This window comes from Vibrio sp. J2-3(2022), assembly GCF_021725735.1.
GTDB lineage: Bacteria > Pseudomonadota > Gammaproteobacteria > Enterobacterales > Vibrionaceae > Vibrio > Vibrio diabolicus.
In genome coordinates, this window is the sequence record NZ_JAKKCK010000001.1 from 554,432 (window position 1) to 574,180 (window position 19,749).

The 19,749-nt window shown below is 43.9% G+C and carries 15 protein-coding genes; 10 read left to right on the plus strand and 5 right to left on the minus strand.

What is annotated here, in order from left to right; genetic code table 11:
- Positions 1-166: 166 nt before the first annotated feature.
- From betA to choV, 4 genes are all read left to right on the plus strand, one after another.
- Entirely contained in the window at positions 167-1,882 is a 1,716-nt protein-coding gene (betA, locus tag L3V27_RS02425) for a choline dehydrogenase (RefSeq protein ID WP_048624935.1), read from the plus strand.
- Between the two features lie 38 nt (positions 1,883-1,920).
- The gene (locus L3V27_RS02430) at positions 1,921-2,859 is read left to right on the plus strand and encodes a choline ABC transporter substrate-binding protein (RefSeq protein WP_005392553.1); all 939 of its coding nucleotides are present in this window, start codon (positions 1,921-1,923) and stop codon (positions 2,857-2,859) included.
- A 78-nt stretch (positions 2,860-2,937) separates the two neighbouring features.
- Entirely contained in the window at positions 2,938-3,780 is an 843-nt protein-coding gene (gene choW, locus L3V27_RS02435; RefSeq protein WP_005392552.1) for a choline ABC transporter permease subunit, read from the plus strand.
- Positions 3,781-3,782: 2 nt separating this feature from the next.
- On the plus strand, positions 3,783-4,961 hold the full coding sequence (gene choV / locus L3V27_RS02440; RefSeq protein WP_237310926.1) for a choline ABC transporter ATP-binding protein: 1,179 nt from the start codon (positions 3,783-3,785) through the stop codon (positions 4,959-4,961).
- A 102-nt stretch (positions 4,962-5,063) separates the two neighbouring features.
- Here the strand turns inward: choV and L3V27_RS02445 are convergent, their stop codons facing one another.
- Entirely contained in the window at positions 5,064-5,720 is a 657-nt protein-coding gene (locus L3V27_RS02445) for an NAD(P)H-dependent oxidoreductase (RefSeq protein WP_074190712.1), read from the minus strand.
- 238 nt (positions 5,721-5,958) lie between these two features.
- Between L3V27_RS02445 and L3V27_RS02450 the strand changes: the two genes are divergently transcribed.
- Positions 5,959-6,363: a globin gene (locus L3V27_RS02450; RefSeq protein ID WP_005392547.1), complete on the plus strand. Its 405-nt coding sequence runs from the start codon at positions 5,959-5,961 to the stop codon at positions 6,361-6,363.
- An 84-nt stretch (positions 6,364-6,447) separates the two neighbouring features.
- Here the strand turns inward: L3V27_RS02450 and L3V27_RS02455 are convergent, their stop codons facing one another.
- From L3V27_RS02455 to L3V27_RS02465, 3 genes are all read right to left on the minus strand, one after another.
- The gene (locus L3V27_RS02455; RefSeq protein ID WP_005373196.1) at positions 6,448-7,230 is read right to left on the minus strand and encodes a slipin family protein; all 783 of its coding nucleotides are present in this window, start codon (positions 7,228-7,230) and stop codon (positions 6,448-6,450) included.
- A 10-nt stretch (positions 7,231-7,240) separates the two neighbouring features.
- Positions 7,241-8,617: a nodulation protein NfeD gene (locus tag L3V27_RS02460; RefSeq protein ID WP_237310927.1), complete on the minus strand. Its 1,377-nt coding sequence runs from the start codon at positions 8,615-8,617 to the stop codon at positions 7,241-7,243.
- A gap of 255 nt (positions 8,618-8,872) precedes the next feature.
- A complete protein-coding gene (locus tag L3V27_RS02465) occupies positions 8,873-11,521 on the minus strand; it encodes an EAL domain-containing protein (RefSeq protein WP_237310929.1) in 2,649 nt (882 codons plus the stop codon).
- Positions 11,522-12,241: 720 nt separating this feature from the next.
- Here L3V27_RS02465 and L3V27_RS02470 point away from each other — a divergent pair.
- The 3 genes from L3V27_RS02470 to L3V27_RS02480 all read left to right on the plus strand — a co-directional run bounded on the left by L3V27_RS02470 (position 12,242) and on the right by L3V27_RS02480 (position 16,126).
- Entirely contained in the window at positions 12,242-13,210 is a 969-nt protein-coding gene (locus L3V27_RS02470) for a cytochrome c peroxidase (RefSeq protein WP_237310931.1), read from the plus strand.
- A complete protein-coding gene (locus L3V27_RS02475; RefSeq protein WP_237310933.1) occupies positions 13,203-15,560 on the plus strand; it encodes an ATP-binding protein in 2,358 nt (785 codons plus the stop codon). Before L3V27_RS02470 ends, L3V27_RS02475 begins: the two co-directional genes overlap by 8 nt.
- A gap of 98 nt (positions 15,561-15,658) precedes the next feature.
- Entirely contained in the window at positions 15,659-16,126 is a 468-nt protein-coding gene (locus L3V27_RS02480; protein WP_237310934.1) for an OsmC family protein, read from the plus strand.
- A gap of 75 nt (positions 16,127-16,201) precedes the next feature.
- On the opposite strand, the gene gdhA is transcribed toward L3V27_RS02480, so the two are convergent.
- Positions 16,202-17,554 (minus strand): NADP-specific glutamate dehydrogenase, encoded by a 1,353-nt coding sequence (gdhA, locus tag L3V27_RS02485; RefSeq protein ID WP_237310936.1) that lies wholly within the window; start codon positions 17,552-17,554, stop codon positions 16,202-16,204.
- Between the two features lie 302 nt (positions 17,555-17,856).
- On the opposite strand from gdhA, the gene L3V27_RS02490 reads away from it, so the two are divergent.
- Both L3V27_RS02490 and L3V27_RS02495 read left to right on the plus strand, forming a co-directional pair.
- Positions 17,857-18,867: a DUF2804 domain-containing protein gene (locus L3V27_RS02490; RefSeq protein WP_237310937.1), complete on the plus strand. Its 1,011-nt coding sequence runs from the start codon at positions 17,857-17,859 to the stop codon at positions 18,865-18,867.
- A gap of 7 nt (positions 18,868-18,874) precedes the next feature.
- On the plus strand, positions 18,875-19,732 hold the full coding sequence (locus L3V27_RS02495; protein ID WP_237310939.1) for a sterol desaturase family protein: 858 nt from the start codon (positions 18,875-18,877) through the stop codon (positions 19,730-19,732).
- The last annotated feature ends 17 nt before the right edge of the window (positions 19,733-19,749 follow it).

Genomic DNA, 19,749 nt, shown 5'->3' on the forward strand with positions numbered 1-19,749 from the left:
ATAACTGACCACTTTAGCTTGTTAAAATGCTCGATAACTGCGTTGTCAATTTTGATTGTAGGCTAACTACTTATCGAAAATTTCCGCCTTGTTCTCAAGCATTTTTCCTACGCTAATTTCGTTCACTTACCTACTGTGATTGGTATTAACTCCTAGGAGAATCAAAATGCAACAACACTACGATTATATCATCGTCGGTGCGGGTTCGGCCGGCTGTGTGTTAGCGGATCGCTTAAGTGAAAGTGGTCAATATTCGGTCCTATTACTCGAAGCGGGTGGGTCGGATAAAAGTATTTTTATCCAAATGCCAACGGCGCTTTCTTACCCTATGAACACTGAAAAATACGCGTGGCAGTTTGAGACAGTTGAAGAGCAAGGGTTGGATGGCCGTCAACTTCATTGTCCTCGCGGGAAAGTTCTGGGCGGTAGTTCGTCTATCAATGGCATGGTTTACGTTCGTGGACACGCTTGTGACTTTGACCAGTGGGAAGAGGAAGGCGCGAAAGGCTGGAATTATCAATCGTGTTTGCCTTATTTCCGTAAGGCAGAGTCTTGGATTGGTGGTGCTGATGAATACCGAGGCGATAACGGTCCAGTCGGCACATGTAACGGCAACGATATGAAGCTCAATCCGCTGTATCAAGCTTTTATTGATGCAGGCAAAGAAGCGGGCTACCCAGAAACAAAAGATTACAACGGTTATCAGCAAGAAGGCTTTGGCCCAATGCACATGACCGTTGACAAAGGCGTACGCGCTTCAACCTCTAATGCATACTTAAGCCGTGCTAAAAAACGCAAAAACTTCACCCTAATGAAGCGAGTGACAGTTCATCGCGTATTACTAGAAGAAACAGGCGCAGAAGGCAAGAAAGCGGTTGGTGTTGAATTCGAAAAGTCAGGTTCAGTTCAGCAATGTTTTGCGAATCATGAAGTGATTTCGAGTGCTGGTTCGGTTGGCTCAGTTCAGCTGTTGCAGCTTTCAGGCATTGGCCCTAAAGAAGTATTAGAAAAAGCAGGCATTGAGGTGAAACATCCGTTGGAAGGGGTAGGTAAAAACCTGCAAGATCACTTAGAAGTGTACTTCCAATATCACTGTAAGCAACCTATCACGCTCAACAGCAAATTAGGTTTGGTGAGCAAGGGCTTGATTGGCACTGAGTGGATATTAACTCGCAAAGGCCTTGGGGCTACTAACCACTTTGAATCATGTGCGTTTATTCGTTCTCGTGAGGGACTAAAGTGGCCAAATATTCAATATCACTTTTTGCCAGCGGCAATGCGTTATGACGGACAAGCTGCTTTTGACGGTCATGGCTTCCAAGTGCACGTTGGACCTAACAAGCCCGAAAGTCGCGGCTCGGTCGAAGTTGTATCTGCGAATCCGAATGATAAGCCGAAGATTGAGTTTAACTACATTTCCACTGAACAAGATAAGCAGGATTGGCGTGATTGTATTCGCCTTACTCGCGAGATCCTCAATCAGCCAGCCATGGATGAGTTTCGTGGTGATGAGATCCAGCCGGGTCTGAATATCACAACGGATGAGCAAATTGATGAATGGGTGAAGCAGAATGTCGAGAGTGCTTACCATCCATCTTGTACCTGCAAAATGGGCGCAGACAATGACCCATTAGCGGTTTTGAATGAGCGATGCCAAGTACGCGGTATTCAAGGCTTACGTGTGGTGGACTCTTCTATTTTCCCAACCATTCCGAACGGTAATTTAAATGCGCCAACTATTATGGTGGCAGAACGCGCCGCGGACATGATTTTGGATAACGCCCTGGAAACGTCGAACAACGCACCAGTTTGGATTGCACCGAACTGGCAAGAGATGCAACGAATGCATCCGCCAAAAAGAGATCTCGATTCGATCTCATAAAAACGAAAAAAGTCAGTAATCATTACAAGGAATTCAATATGTCTAAGATGACAAAAATCTTCTCAACAATCGCACTAAGTACTTTAGCAACAGGCGCTTATGCCAACCAATGTGAAACGGTACGTTTTGCAGATGTAGGTTGGACTGACATTACGGCGACCACCGCCGTGACATCTGAGCTGCTAAAAGGGTTGGGGTACAAAACGAAGACCGATCTTCTGTCAGTGCCTGTAACTTACTCCTCTATGGCCAATGGCGATATCGACATTTTCCTAGGTAACTGGATGCCAACAATGGAAGGTGACATCGCGAAATACCGTGATGCAGGTACCGTTGAAACCGTACGAGCGAACCTCGTCGGCGCAAAATACACACTCGCGGTTCCAAAGTACGTTTATGACGCAGGCGTGACCAACTTCGCTGACCTAGTAAAACATGCCGACAAATTTAAAGACCGCATTTACGGCATTGAACCAGGTAACGATGGTAACCGCTTAATTCAATCAATGATTGATAGCAACGCATTCGGCCTAAAAGACTTCAGCCTAGTTGAATCCAGTGAAGCTGGCATGGTGTCTCAAGTATCACGTGCTGCGCGCCGCAACCAATGGATTGTGTACCTAGGTTGGGCCCCGCACCCAATGAACAGCAACGTTGAAATGGAATACCTAGCGGGTGGTGACGACTTCTTCGGCCCTAACTACGGCGGCGCGAATGTGTACACAAACGTACGTAAAAACTACCTTGCTGAGTGTCCAAATGTAGGTCAGCTAGTGAAAAACCTAGAATTCAACCTAGAAATGGAAAACGAATTGATGGAAGCGATTCTCAACCAGAAGCAGAAACCGTCGAAAGCAGCGCAAGCATGGTTGAACGCAAACCAAGAACAAATTGAAGCGTGGCTAGAAGGCGTTAAGACGGTGGATGGTCAAGACGCAGTAACAGCAATTACAAACTATTTAAAAACTAACGCTTAATTAAGCAGTTTTTAAGCGCGTTTTTTTGAAAAAGAAAGTGGGCAGTCATGCCCGCTTCATTAACACAAAGGTTTTATTTTGAATTTTATTACGGACAACAAACTACCGTTGGGCCAATGGATGGAAACTGGCGTCGATTGGTTAACCATCAATGCATCGGGTTTCTTCGATGCAATCTCTATTACACTTGAAACGATTATTCTTTTCGTGGTGGACATTTTTAAATGGATGCCACCTGCAGCGCCAATCATTATGACGGCGGCAATTGCTTGGTTCTTACACCGCAGCATTCCGCTTGTTGTATTCATCGTGTTGGCCTTGCTCGCAATTCTCAACCTTGGTTACTGGCAAGAAATGCTGGAAACCTTTGTCCTTGTGTTTGCAGCGACAACGATTTCCGTATTAATTGGCGTGCCGTTGGGCATTATGGCGGCACACCGTCCTTGGTTATACACCTTGTTGCGACCAATCCTCGATTTGATGCAGACCGTACCGACATTCGTTTACCTAATTCCAACTTTGGTTCTGTTTGGCTTAGGTATTGTCCCTGGCCTAATCTCGACCATCATTTTCGCTATCGCTGCGCCAATTCGATTGACGTACCTCGGTATTATTAAAGTGCCGGAGGAGCTACTTGAAGCGGGCAAAGCATTTGGTGCAAGCCGCATGAAGCTGCTGTTTAAGGTAGAATTACCTGCGGCATTACCAAGTATTATGGCCGGTGTTACGCAATGTATTATGTTGTCTCTCTCTATGGTGGTCATTGCGGCACTTGTTGGTGCTGATGGACTTGGTAAGCCAGTCGTACGTGCACTGAATACCGTAAACATCTCGCAAGGTTTTGAAGCGGGTTTAGCGATTGTACTGGTCGCCATCATTCTTGACCGCTTGTGTAAAGCACCAAACCAGAAGGAGGCTTAATCATGGACGCTATTACTATTCAAAATCTTGATGTGGTTTTTGGTCAGCAGCAGTCACAAGCGTTAGCACTACTAGACCAAGGCAAGTCTCGACAAGAAATCATCGACGAAACTGGCCAAGTGGTTGGGGTTGATAATGTTTCGCTGAACGTGAAACAGGGTGAGATCTGTGTTTTGATGGGGCTTTCAGGCTCGGGTAAATCAAGTTTGCTGCGAACAGTTAACGGGCTGAACGAAATTTCTCGTGGCTCTCTGAAAATTAAAGACGGCGACGACATGGTTGAGCTCTCTAACTGTGACGAACAGAAGTTGCGCCACCTTCGTACTCACCGCGTATCCATGGTGTTTCAGAAGTTTGCATTGATGCCATGGTTAACGGTATTAGATAACGTTGCGTTTGGTCTAGAAATGCAAGGCATTGGCAAAGCAGAGCGCCGTAAAAAAGCGCGTGAACAGCTCGAAATGGTCGGTTTGTCTGAGTGGGAAACGAAATTCCCGCACGAGCTCTCTGGTGGTATGCAGCAGCGTGTTGGCCTAGCGCGAGCGTTCGCGATGGACACAGATATCTTGTTAATGGATGAGCCGTTTTCAGCGCTTGACCCATTGATTCGTGCTCAGCTTCAAGATGAATTGATTCTGCTTCAAGAAAAGCTAAACAAAACCATTCTTTTTGTGAGCCACGACTTAGATGAAGCGCTAAAAATCGGTAATAACATCGCCATTATGGAATCAGGAAAACTGATTCAACACGGCAAGCCCGAACAGATCATTCTTGCTCCAGAAAACGATTATGTGGCTGACTTTGTAGCCCACACTAATCCATTGAACGTACTTAAGGGACGCTCTTTGATGCGTGACGACTTAGTTCGTGAAGATGAGCGTGTTCTAATTTGCCCTGACAAAGATATTTGGGTGACCCAAGAGAGCAAAGGCTTAAGCTTAGCGGGTACAGATAAGTCGTTGGTTCAATGGAAGAGCGATTCTTCGAATCTTGATGAGGTAAACGAAAATTCTCTGGTTCAGGTTAGCCCGGAAATCAGTATGCGAGAAGCGATTGAGCTTAAGCAGCGCAGTAATCAGCCTCTGCTTATGGTGGAGGACAACCAGTTAGTTGGTGTGTTAAGCGACCACGAGCTTTACGATGCATTGCTTGGTAACTTTAAGTCCGAGCAAGTGGCATAAAGTTAGAGTAGAGTTGAAGCCAAGCAAAAAAGAGCCGCACATTAGTGCGGCTCTTTTTGGTTTAAACAATGAGTTCAGTAGTTAAGCTAAGGAAACGGGCGACTATAGCGTCGTAATTACATCATCCATCGCAAGGCGAGCTTTTGGTAGACCATGATTATAATCTTCCCCGTCTTTGTGGTAGCCAATCGCCAGTGCAACTTCACAGACATGGCCTTCTAATTCTTCTTTGAATACTTCTCCAATCAGTGTTGGATCTACGCCTTCCATCGGCGTTGAGTCAATACCCAGACGAGCCAATGTGTGTAGTAGGTTGCCTAGTGCCAAATAGACTTGCGCTTTTGTCCAGTTTCCGTTGAAGCCATTTTCGTCCGTATTGGCATCGGCAAAAGCGTAGGCGCCCATAAAGTTGTTGTACATTTCCGCCGGTAGGTGACCAGACGTTACTTCGGCATCCACACGTTTCGCGAACTTCTCTTTGGTGAAGTTTGGATCGTACGCAAACAGAATCGTATGTGACGCGGCTTTAGCATGTGGCTGGTTAAATTGGTGCATATTTGCAAATGTATCGTGGAAACGTTGCTTGGCCTCATCACTTTCAATCACGATGAATTTCCACGGTTGCGAGTTAATCGAAGACGCTGAAAGACGGAGTGCTTCTTTGATGATTGTCATATCTTCTTGAGAAACGCGTTTAGTTTCGTCGTATTTTTTAGCAGTGTAGCGGCTGTTTAGATCTGTAATGATTTGATGAGACACGTTTGTATCCTTTTTATTTTTGTGACGAATGAGGATGCGCTTAGCATCGACAACCATGCGTACCTCGAATATGGATTCATAATACGGGATATTTTTTCATTGATAAGAGGACGTTTATTTGAATCACTTTTTACTTTTTATTGAAAATTGGCGTGCTTCATAGGGTTAGGCATCATCATTTAGATGCTTTTGATGATTATTAAATTACACTCATATTAAGAGAGTAATGGAGAGCAACATGAACGTGATTCAAGTTTTCAACGATAGTTATGAACGTTGTATCGCGAACCAAGGCTTTTTCGACTTGTTTTACAAGAATTTATGGTCAAAAAGTACAAGCTTTAGACAAAAGTTTGATGGTGTCGACATGCACCAACAGGTGCGAATGCTTAGAGGATCTATCGTGTTTTTTATGATGGCCGATACCTCTAACGAGGCGCACAAGATGGTGGAGAAATATGGTAAGAAGCATGCGAGTTCCGATATTGGCATTGAACCACAGGATATTGATGTTTGGTTTGAAAGCCTTATCGAAACGGTTCAAGAGTGTGATTTTGAATACGACGATGATGTCGAAACAGCGTGGAGAGCTTGTTTTAACACAGGTTTGTCGGTAATGAAGCGGGAGTGCTCCAAACACTAAAAGAGAAACTAAATGCTCTTCGAAAACAAGCAAGTTAAAGCAAGGAAGTAACGTGTAAACAGCTTACTTCCTTGAGTATGGCTTTTATTTGTCTTGTGTCTCTTTATTCTTTTTTACCGCTTCGGCGATATCACTGACGGCTTCGACAAGGTTGATCGGCATAGGGAAGATAATAGTCGATGTTTTGTCTGTCGTGATTTCCGTGAGTGTCTGCATGTAACGCAATTGCAGCGCATTCGGCGCTTCGTTGAGCATTTGAGCTGCCTCTTTTAATTTATTAGAAGCTTCTAACTCACCAGTAGCGTGAATGATTTTCGCACGACGGTTACGTTCTGCCTCAGCCTGACGCGCTAGCGCTCTGACCATGCTGTCATTTAAATCAACATGTTTGACTTCAACCGTGGCAATCTTGATGCCCCAGTCATCAGTCTGTTGATCGAGGATGGATTGTAAATCCTTATTGAGACGCTCGCGCTCTGATAGTAATTCATCCAGTTCATGTTGACCTAATACTGATCGCAGCGTGGTTTGCGCTAACTGACTGGTGGCATCGCTGTAACTTTCAATGTTGTTAATTGCCATTTGAGGATCGACTACGCGAAAATAAACAACCGCATTGACGCGCACAGACACGTTATCTTTGGTTATCAAGTCTTGTGTCGGCACATCCAAAACGACAGTACGTAAATCCACCCGTACCATTTGTTGGATAAATGGGATAAGAATGATTAAGCCAGGGCCTTTTACTTCTTGAAAGCGACCAAGAAAGAATACAACCCCACGTTCATACTCTCTCAAAACCTTAAACATTTGGGTCGCAAGTGCGAACAACAGCACCACGATCACCGCAACAGTATAGAGCATCATAAAGCGCCTCCTATTTATTTTGGCGGTCATCAGGCATCACGGTTAAGGTCAGCCCTTTCACATTCACAATGGTGACATGATCACCTTGTTTGAGTTGATGATGGTCTTTGGTTTTGGCTCTCCATAGCGCACCGTCAAGTTGAACGCGCCCTTCGCCATCGATAAAGTCATCGCTCACGACAGCGATTTTCCCAGGGTAAGTTTCTAAACCTGTTGTCACACGTCGTCGGCGTATTTTGAGCAGCAGGCCGACCGTCAACACGATCAGCGCGACAGAAAAGATAGAAATACCGAAAATTAAAGGAAGGGCGATCTGAAATCCTGGTAACTCACTGTCCATGAGGAAGATGGAACCGAGCACAAAGGCGACAACGCCACCTAAGCCCAAAATGCCAAAGCTCGGGCTGAATGCTTCCGCGATCATCAGTGCAATTCCGAGTAACAGCAGACCAAGCCCAGCGTAGTTCACAGGCATCATTTGTAATGCGTACATGGCGAGGATCAAACAAATACCACCCAACACGCCGGGTAAGCCAATGCCTGGGTTGTAAAACTCAAGAAGCAAACCGTAGATGCCAATGAGCATCAGGATGTAGGCGACGTTTGGGTTTGTGATAACGGCTAGCATTTCTGCTCGCCAATCGGGTGTTCTTTCAATCCATACGGGATTTTTCAGTGACAATGTCACATCGCGATTGTTAACTTTAACAGTTTGTCCATCAATGGCTTTGACTAAATCCTCTGGTGAGTTGGCTATATAATCAATAACGTTTAACTCCAATGCCTCTGTGGCGTCCAAACTCGCTGCTTCGCTCACTGCTTTCTCTGCCCAATCTGCATTTCGGCCATGAAGCTTTGCTAAGCCTTTAATATAGGCTCTAGCATCATTAATCACCTTTTTCTCCATCGCGGTTTTCGCGGGAACTTTCTCTGAACTTTCGTTGGTTCCTTCTGACGTTTCTTCCGCGTTTTGATCTTTGCCATCATCCGATGAAGGGGGCTGAGGAGCACCACCTAACGCGACGGGTGTTGCCGCGCCAAGGTTGGTGGCTTCAGCCATGGCAGCAACGTGGCTGGCGAGTAAAATGTATGTCCCTGCGCTAGCCGCTCTAGATCCTGACGGGCCAACCCAAGTCGCAACTGGAGTGGAGGAGGTGGTAATCGCGTGAATAATATCTCTCATTGCGCTGTCTAAGCCGCCAGGAGTGTCCATCTCTAAGATCACTAAACTGACACCGTTGAGTTGTGCCTCTTCTATCTCACGAGACAAGTAGTCGCTGGTAGCAGGACCGATAGCGCCTTTGACGGGAACAATCCAGACAGTATTGGCCAGTGCTTGACTAGCAAACAAAAGTAAAGGTAAGACCCATATCCATAGTCGTTTCATGCAGTCCTCCTTGTGCGGTCACAGGGACTTTTTGAAAACCTAATTCAAGTATATACGCAGTAATACTAGTGCAAATAAGTAATTGATCACTCGAATTAGTCATATCAGCATTTATCATGGCACATCTGAGGCTACGGGCCTTAATATGAATATCGGTAGTCACTAATCGTGGGGCGTCTGGTGTGAAAAGGTTCAACAAAAAGGCAAAGTGACGGTAATCACTTTGCCTTCCTAATGTGTCTTAGAGGAGAGAGACTAACTGTTTACGTGGCGAGAAAATTGAACGAGTGCTTGCTCGGCAGGCATCGGTTTGTGGAAGTAAAACCCTTGCAACTCATCAATATTCCAAACTTTAAGCTTGCGTACTTGGCTCGCGGTTTCAACACCTTCGGCGACAATCGTTAAGCCTAACTCTTGAGACATGTTGGCAATGTTTCTTACCAGTGTTTTCGCTCTGTCATTGGTTTCAATCTCGTCAATATAAGATTTATCCAGCTTCACAATATCCAATGGAAAATTACATACACTACTGAATGATGCGTATCCAGTACCAAAATCATCCAAAGCGAGTCCAACACCAAGTCGCTTGATGTCTTGAATGCTTTGGATAGATTCTACTTCTCCGCCCATCAACATACTTTCGGTAATTTCAAGCACAAGCTGGCCCGCGGAGAGGTTGTATTGAGCCATCACTTTTTTTAGGTAGGGCATCAGTCCTGAATGATAAAAGTGCTGCGCGCTTAAATTCACATGCACGCTTAACATCGACAAACCTTGCGCATGACGAACTCCATTGAGCCGACTGATAAATTCGCACGATTGTTTGAGAATGGACTCTCCCAATTCGACGATAAGTTTTCCTTGTTCTGCCATCGGAATAAATACTTCTGGTGAAATCATCCCTAATGTTGGATGTTGCCAACGAGCAAGTGCTTCGAAGCTAATGACTTCAGTGGTTTTAGCATCCACGATAGGCTGGAAAAAAGGTTTAATCGCATCTTGTCTAATGGCATTTTCTAAATCGCGATTGATCACCATAGAGGTTTCCGCTTGCTCTGATAGTTCTTCATCAATGACTAATACTTCGTGAGAGTGACGACCCTTAGCGGATTGCGATGAGAAACGTGCTGCAAGCAGCAAATGCTCGACAGACTGGTGAGTAATGTTTAGATCCATCATCACCGCTTTGCTGTCTAATGACATCATGATCCCGGAGAGCTGGACCTTATGTGACAAATGATTCAGTAATCGATTGGTAGCATCTATCGCTTTTTGGTGGTGCTCGATATCTGGAATCAAAACGATAAATTCATGCTCACTAATTCGGCCTATTTGGAATGCCCCTAATTGCTCGCGTATAGCGGATGCGATGTATTGAATCACTTCATCAAAAATGAGGTGACCGTATACCCCTGCAATTTGTTTGAGAGTCTTACTGTTAATGTACACAAACGAAAAATGGTTTGGCCGTGTCTCTACGAGTTCGTGCAGAGCATTGAGAATGACAGGACGGTTACAGAAACCGGATACCGGATCAAAGTCGGTGAGTTTTTGGATCATTTCTGCTTGCTGTTTTGTCTCTCTCATATCCTGAAGCAATAACATCAGTGCACTTTGACCATGATGTTGAATGAGCGTGGCTTCTATCAAACAGTCGATTTCTTCTGTATTGCTATCGAGCACCTGCGCTTCGAATTGTGTTTTACCGTTTTTCAGCTCTCTGAACATTGCGTCAACTCGACATTCATCGTCCTCCGATGGGCACAAGGTGTCTAGAGGACGATCTATCAATTGCGATTTGCTGTAGCTCAACAGATCTAACGCGCGTTGGTTGACATCGACAATTTTACGATCGATAACAATTAGCATGCCCAGTGAGGAGCTATGGTACAGAGCACCAAACTTTTCCATCGAGTCTTTCAATTGCAGTTGGGTTAACGATGTATTTTCAGAGAGCTTTTGTACCAGTTTTGTCGCTAACTCTAATTCGTCTACTTTTACAGAGTGCAAGCCTTCAAGCTGGTATTGAGAGGCGATTTCGCTTATTCCTTCAGCAAAATGATTAAAGCGAGTGGCGACCTTATTTTTAAACGTGATGTAGGTACCCGCAGCGATGATTGATGCCACAACGCCAACCGTTGCAAACAGGTACATGAATAGCGTATTACCTTTCGCATAATGCTCTCGCTGTGTTTTCGTTTTTAGCCATGCGATTGGTTCACCAGATAAATCAGAGAGTGAGGCCCATTTTGTTATTGACCGCGAGGTCTTCTCTATATCCCGCATCTCACTACTGTCTGATCCACTTACCATCTGCGTCTCTAATGAGTTTTCCGCAGTTAAAATGGATTTAAAGTCTCCAGGAAAGCGCAAAGATAGGTTTCTTCCCCAAAGCATCCATCCGTTAGAAGGGCGGTCGCCTTCACTATTTCTAACTGGGCTGAGGCTAAGACCCCAAATAGTATCGTTGATTTTAAACAACCCTGAGATGCTCTCTCTATGGATATCAAGCTTGTGATTCATGGACTTGATGTAATCTTGAAGAGTAGGTTGATTCGCCATTTTAGCGGTGAGTTCTGAAGAAGTGTCGGGGTTATCCTCACGAGTTAAGGAGAGCAGGGTTTGCCCATTAGTCGTGATAAACGCCATCATATCGAGGTTTAACGCATCAATGCTCTCTGTGTAAAGGTTTCGCTCGGTATATTTCGCAATATCACGATCAACAAACAGATCGTACGTTTCGTCCCAGTACGCCCAGTCGTATGAGGCGCTTTCTTGCTGGCTCACCATCATGTCGATGACAGCGAGTGCTTGCTGATTCGCATGGTTAATTTCCATGTCTTCGAGCTCATCTAAGCTATACAGGAAAAAATAACGGCTAATAAAAAGGAAGCTGATGACCATGCCCAGCAGTCCTAATGAAAAGTATAAGGCGGTTTTATAGCGAAGATTCAAGTTAAACAAGCGAAGTGTTTTCATTAAAAAATAGTTATAGATGTTAATTCACTGAAAGTGTACGACATGTTCTAACAGAAATTGTTGATATAGATTCAAATTATAGAGATAAAATGAAGGATTTGCTGAGCTGATATGGTAAGTGAAACGTTTGCTCTAATTACTAGATTTTCGTGTTTGCAATTAAAATGCTCAATAACGTACCGCGCATTCAAATTACGGTTTAATCGTGCAGCTAGTAAAGGTATAAATCTTTTTATAAAACAGTCTATTAGTGTAACTAGTGCTTTTCTTCTGTATCTAAACTTCTTTTGTAATAGTAAACTGCGAAAAAATGATGGGTAATTATGATGTTTATTGTTCAACGCTTGGTCAAACTGGCCATTATCTGTGCCATTTTCTTTACTATCTTCGATCTCACCTCCTATGGTGAGATTACTTGGGTTCAAAGGTTGCTGGCTTCTATAAGCTAAATCTAGAATTCAATATGCACACATAACTCCACGAAGCGAGTCAATTCTTCGTTACTCGCCTTCGTCATTTGCTCCTTATCTGAGCTTTAAATAAAAGTCCCTCCACGTGCAGCTCTGGTAACCGTTTTCCATTAATGGAAAAAACCTAAAAATGCAACTAACTTCATACTAATGGCAAGTGTAAGGTATGCAGTTGATGAGGCAATTCAGCATAATCACATTAGTTGTTGTGGCACTCATTTTGAGCCAAGCAACAATCGCAAGAAATGCTAAGGTGCTAGGTGATATTTCGTTAGTTCAGCCGATAGAAGGTGACCCTGTCGTAGATATTAAGCTGGCGAGAATTGGCTGGCATCTCTTTCGTGATCCTCAGCTATCTTCAAACGGTAGCGTCAGTTGTGCGACGTGCCACAACTTGCAAACCAATGGCGCTGAAAATACACCAGTTTCTACAGGGGTGAAAGGTGATGGAACTCGAAACTCCATCACAGTGTTTAATGCAGCGTTAAATTATCGTTTTTTATGGGATGGTACCGAAAACACCTTAATGGCTCAGATTGATGGGCCAATCCACAATCCAATAGAAATGGACTCAAACTGGCAAACAATAGAGCAGTACGTGAAAGGAAGCGAACGTTATCAAGCACTATTTAGTCGTGATGGTGAGCTACCGATTAATATTAACAATATTAAGTCCGCCATTGTGGAGTTTGTCGAAGGGCTCCAAACTCCAGGTGCACCATTCGATGCCTACTTACTGGGTTACACCCATGTCCTCAGTGAGCAGCAAATTAGGGGGTGGAAAACATTTCAGTCTTCAGGTTGCGTACAGTGTCATCAGGGCAAAAACATTGGCGGATCGATGATACAAAGGTTCGCCTATTTCAAAGATAAGCCAGTAGTAGAGGACTCGGGACGGCACCTGATTACGACGGAAAGTGAAGAACAATTCTATTTTAGAGTCGCCAGTTTACGTAATGTCGCCCTAACAAGTCCTTATTTTCATAACGGACGAGTTGACCAGTTATCCGAGGCGATACAGATTATGGCGAAAACGCAGCTCGGTATTACGATGAGCGATGAAAGTGTCGCTGATATTGAAGCGTTCTTACAGTCCTTGACCGCACCCAGACCCGTGATTTTAGAGGTGTTGGAAAATGAGTAAATTCAAACTGGTTAATATCTGCTTTTTTATTGCCATGCTGACGTGTTGTGTATTGGCGTACATGTCACATGTGAATTCAAAAAGTGCACAAGAATTCCACGCGGAGTTGACGGATATTGGGCACAAGTTGATTGAAGAGCGCGATGTTATAGTGAATCGATATGCGGTTGAAGATAGGAAGAATTATGAACTGACGACATCTTTAGTGGATATAGAAGTCGCAGCTGAGAACTTGCTAAATTCATCAAGGGAGTCAGTTTGGTTCCCTGTGACGCCCAATCATAAAAAAGTTGAGGATACGCTCAACCTGTTTAAAAACCGTGTGCTTGATACAACTCTGAAGCTTGATATGTTGATTGGCGTACAGGTGGAGAATCAATACGCGTTATTAATGCTATTCAACTTATATCAGCAAGATATTTCTACCGATACCGGAAAGACGTTGAGTGGGCATCACTATTTTGAGTTTCTCAACCAACTGCTTTTGACACAAAACGTAGTTGAGAGTGAAAGTGAAGCCAATTTCTTAGATCGGCTTCAAGCGAGCGATAAAAGGATAGAACTACTCACGAATGAACTGCTTGATCATGGATACTTTGTTTTTATCGAGGATGCGGAGCATCGGCTGCTCAATATTGCCCAAAGTGAAGCGCGTTTCACTTGGTTGTTTGTTTTTATTGCCGTGATGTTGTTAGTCAGTGCATTCTTGTATCAATCGCAATATCGAATGTACAACTTGAAACAATTGAACCTCGAAATCGAGGAGGCGCGAAATAAAGCCGAGCGAGCGGCAAAAGCCAAATCAAGTTTTCTCGCCGCAATGAGTCACGAATTAAGAACGCCGATGAATGGTGTATTAGGTCTTTCTCAAATGATTGCAGAGGAAACCAAAGAGCCGACGACTAAAGAGTACGTGAAAGTCATTCTTGATTCTGGCCAACACTTGATGACGATTCTCAACGATATTTTGGATTTCTCCAAAGTTGAAGAAAACAAACTGGAATTTGAGCAGGCTAAGTTCAATTTAGACCAAGTCATTTCTCCTGTGTGTAGCGCAATAAAACCGCTCATCGATGAAAAAAATATCGAATTGATCGTGGAAAATGAAGTGCCTGAATACGTTGAACTTACCGGAGACTGCGCACGTTTACGACAGATCTTGTTTAATCTTGCTGGCAACGCGGTGAAGTTTACCAGTGAGGGGCATGTGTTAATCAGAACAGAACTTGATAAGGTAAATCATTGCTTGGTGATGATTGTGAGTGATACTGGTATTGGTATCGCGCTAGACAAGCAAGAACATGTTTTCAACTCGTTTGAGCAAGCCGATTCTTCAACTACCCGAAAATTTGGAGGCACAGGGCTTGGTTTGGCAATAGTTAAAAAATTAACTGGCTTGATGGATGGCAAGATTAAATTGAAAAGTGTGGAGGGCGTCGGAAGTCAATTCATCGTCGAACTGCCCATTCCTTGGGTTGAATGCGAACTTCCAAAGGCACAAGAGCCACCAAAAACGCGCAAGAAAACACACAATTTGCAGATATTGCTTGCTGAAGATAACCGAGTGAACGCCATTGTGGCGAAAGGGTTTTGCGAAAAGTTGGGACATGAAGTGGATGTTGCTGAAAACGGATTGGTGGCGGTTAAAAAGGCGAGAGATAACGAATATGACCTGATTCTAATGGACAATCACATGCCTGAGATGAATGGTGTTGAAGCGACGCGTGTGATTCGACAAGAGTTAGGTATCAAAACATTACTCTTTGCGTATACGGCAGATGTCTTTCGTGAGGCGCATGATAGCTTTATTGAAGCCGGAGCGGATCATGTGCTTACAAAACCGCTACAGCAAGAGAGCTTTTCGGACGCTCTTAAACAGTTTGCTGCGAGGCTCGAACCAAAAGAGAATTTACCATTAACGAATGACAACAACGTTCTCCAGTTGCAGCGCAAGCCAATAGAGAAGTTACGGCTGACAGAAGAAGAGTTATCCAGTTCAGAGATGCTCATTTCTTTGCAAGAAGCGCCGGAAGCGATAGATGAGCTACTAAAAAGTATTATTGTCGATTTTGAATCATCGGTTGATGAACTTATTGATTATTTTATGGCTGAAGATTTCGCGTCTCTAGAAGACACGTTGCATAAAACAAAAGGTATGGCATTGAACCTTGGTTTGCCGATTTTAGCTGGACAAACGGAGGCGCTAGAAAACACGCTCAAAGCGAAGCAAACTCCTGAAATTGAGCGGTTACAGATGCTAATCAACCGATTACAAGTCAACATCCATCAGGCTAATCGACTTCTGGATGACATACAGAAAAAAAACGTCGATCCTCAACAAATTTTGTAACCTCTCTGAGTTCATACGTTCCTTACCTTGTTTCGTTATGGTTTACTATGACGTGAATGGATGTGTTGATTCGTCAATGAGAAAATCAGGGAGTTAGAATGAGTAAGCATTCCGCTTTAATCGAATGGCATCGCGAAGCTGACGAAATATTCAGTGATAACCAGTATAGTCGGGCGCACATTTGGAAGTTTGATGGCGGGTTGCAAGTCCCTGCGTCACCATCTCCACACGTAGTGCCGTTGCCGCTATCTGTCGAAGAAAACGTTGACCCGGAGGAAGCATTTGTTGCGGCACTTTCCAGTTGTCACATGCTTGTTTTTCTCTCTATTGCGGCGAAACGACGTTACGTTGTCGATCGCTACCTAGATGAAGCAGTAGGAGAGCTGACAAAAGGTGAAAATGGAAAAGAATGGGTGTCTAAGGTAACACTAAACCCTAAGATAACATTTGCTGGTGATGAACAACCGACACGATCTCAATTAGAAAAAATGCACCACATGGCTCATGAGAATTGTTTTATCGCCAATTCGGTTAAAACTGAAGTGACGACGCTTATTGCGGATTAAATGAAACTCTGTGTTAAAGCGCAGTGTATCACCGAATAGTGTTAAGCCAGCAGTCCGGCTGCTGGCTATTGTGAACTAAACGATGCCTTGCTCGATCATCGCATCAGCGACTCTTCTAAAGCCGGCAATGTTTGCGCCTAAAACTAAATTACCAGGCTGACCAAACTCTCGACTGGTTTCGTTTGCGTTAATAAAGATGTTTTTCATGATGGTCTGCAACTGGCTATCGACTTGCTCAAAGGTCCAGTTTTGCATGCTGGCATTTTGTGCCATTTCAAGCTGACTGGTTGCAACGCCGCCTGCATTGGCTGCTTTCGCTGGCCCATAAGCCATTTCGGAATCCACGATGATATTGGCCGCATCACGAGTGGTTGGCATGTTTGCGCCTTCACTAATCAAAACACACCCATTATCGATAAGAGCAAGAGCATCGTTTGACGTCAGTTCGTTTTGGGTCGCGCAAGGGAATGCGGCGTCAGCTTGATATCGCCATACAGCATGCCCTTTATTAGGATAGTCACCCAACGGCGTATACTCTGCTTCAGGGTAAGTGTCTAAATACTCTTCTAAACTTGCTCTTTTCACTTCTTTAAGTTGCTTGAGGAGCTGCAGATCAATACCGTGCTCATGATAAATCGTGCCTCTAGAATCGCTGCATGTTACTGGGGTTGCTCCCATGTGGTATAGCTTTTCAATTGCATAGATAGCGACGTTACCTGCGCCTGAAACGAGGCAAGTTTTGCCTTTTAGTGAATCATTACGGTCATTGAGCATGCATTCCGCAAAATATACGGTTCCGTATCCCGTTGCTTCTTTTCTAACAAGTGAGCCCCCCCAAAGAAGGCTCTTGCCTGTAAGTACTCCTTCGTAGCGGCCCGTCAATCGCTTATATTGACCAAACATATAACCAATTTCACGCGCACCGACGCCGATATCGCCAGCAGGAACATCGGTAGCAGGGCCAATGTGGCGGTATAACTCGTTCATAAATGATTGGCAAAATCGCATGATTTCACCGTCAGATTTTCCTTTAGGATCGAAGTTTGAACCGCCTTTTCCGCCACCAATTGGAAGGCCAGTAAGCGCGTTTTTAAAAATCTGTTCAAAGCCGAGGAACTTTATGATGCTCGCGTTCACTGAATGATGGAACCTCAGTCCGCCTTTGTATGGACCTAACGCGGAGTTAAACTCGACGCGGTAGCCTTTGTTTACTTGCACATTCCCTGCGTCATCGACCCAAGGAACTCGAAACATGATTTGACGTTCTGGTTCTACGATTCTTTGGATAATCGCTTGTTCTTTATATTTATTATTGCTTTCTATGACTGGAGCGAGAGAAGTTAATACTTCTTCTACGGCTTGGTAAAACTCTTTTTGAGCCGGGCTACTGTGTTGCAACGCAACAATAGTATCGTGTATGTGTGACATAGATCTCTTCCTTGATATGAATAAGCAATCAGTTTATATGAATTTATTCCCATTAAATAGTGATTTTGACCAATTCTCAATGGCTATAATGGTCTTTCCTGCGGATGAGAACGCTCAATTTCCAACTTCTGTTCGTATTGATGAGGAAGATTAAGTGAGTGATATGAGTGGATAGTTGAGTGATCGGTTTCACATATAGCGAGCAGAAGCCAAATTAGTCGATATTGTTGTGCTGTCACGCAAACTGTTTTTGTTAACTCGGTGTTAACATTTGAGCGTGTTGACTCGAAAAAGATAAAAATATGCATGAGCTTAAGACTCTGGACTCGTTTATGCAGCAAAACGGTCTACCAGTGTTTGGCCATCTTGATGGGATTCCCACATCTTTACAGTTAGATAAGTTTACTTACCTTGATGAGATGGATAAGCCAGCGTCTAAGTGGCGCCGTTACTGTGACTATAAGCAGTTTCAGTTCGTTAATTTGGTCACACCTAACTACGTGATTGGGGTTGCGATTGCGGATATTAGGTATTTAGCATCTGGTTTTTGCTATCTGTTTGACATTCAAAATAATGAGTTAGTGGAGCAGCAGTGGTTAAAGCCTTTTAATATTGATTATCAAACTCAGCCTTCCAGTTGGTCTAGTCATGCCCATCTTGCTGACAAAAGTATTCAGTTTTCTATTCAGAATGGTATTTGGCACGTCCACTTTGTGACGAAATCTGTCAATGCTGATCTCTACTTACGTCCAGAAAGTATGAGTTTGCCATTAATGTTGTGTACACCAACCGGTTATGCGGGTTGGACTTATACGCAGAAGCATAATGCGTTAACGGTAGATGGCAACTTATTCATATTAGGAAAGGAACAAGAACTCTCAGAAGTGGCTGCTGGTTATGACTTTTCCGCTGGGTACATGCGACGGGAGACAAGCTGGCGCTGGACGAGTATTAATTGCTTTGAAAGCGGCAGACGATTGGGGCTGAACTTAGCTGCAGGCGTCAATGAAACGGGCTGCTGTGAAAATGTATTCTGGATTAATGGTGAACGGCATTTTTTACAGTCTGTTCATTTTCAATTTTCACGAAATGATGAAGGACAAAGATGGCATATCACGTCGGAAGATAAACGGATTGACCTAGTGTTCACGCCTTTAAACCGACGTTCAGAAAAGAAAAACTTTTGGTTTCTCAAAAGCAATTTTCGTCAATATATCGGCTATTTCTCTGGCTACATCGTTGATGGGAATGGTATCAAACATCAGTTAGAAGAAGTCATAGGTCTTACTGAAGATCACTATGCAAAATGGTAGAAACACAATGGATTGGACACAGTTGATGGAACGCCCTGAATTACTTCTGATGATTTTGGCGCCAGTTTTCTTTTTATGTATGGTTGCAGAGTACTGGTTTGGACAACGAAGGGGAGGTTTGCCTGAAAGCGCGACGTATTATATTCCGGAAGTTGTATGTAATTTTGTACTTGCAGGCTTACACCAAGCGACAGACATACTCACGGGTTTACTGATTGCTCAGTTATATTTGTGGTGGTTTGATTGGCGATTGTTTGATATCGAAATGAGCGTTTCAGCGTTTTTGCTACTTGTCGTTCTGCAAGACTTTTTCTATTACTGGTTTCATCGAGCTAGCCACCGTATTCGTTGGATGTGGGCTGCGCACGTGGTCCATCACAGCTCGGAGAGAATGAATTTCAGCACCGCGTTTCGTCAAAGCTTGATGTATCCGTTAGCGGGAATGTGGATTTTCTGGTTGCCTTTGGTGATTATTGGCTTTGATCCCAAGTGGGTCGTCTTCGTTGTGCTGTTTAATCTGGGCTTACAGTTTTTTGTTCATACTCAATCAATTCGCTCGCTTGGACCGCTAGAGTGGGTATTTAATACGCCATCTCATCATCGTGTTCATCATGGTATAAACCGTCAGTACATCGACAAAAATTACGCGGGAGTGTTGATTATCTGGGATCGGATGTTTGGAACGTTTGAACCAGAAGTGGAAACCGTTAGGTATGGAATTTCTAAACCTGTAAACAGCTTTAATCCCATTCGTGTGACGTTTGCAGAATGGAAAGATATGTTTTATGACGTAACACGACCAAATTTAACGTGGAAACAACGTTGGCGCTGTCTATTTGCTCCGCCATCGGATTCTTTTGAGTAGATTGAGATAAAAGAGAT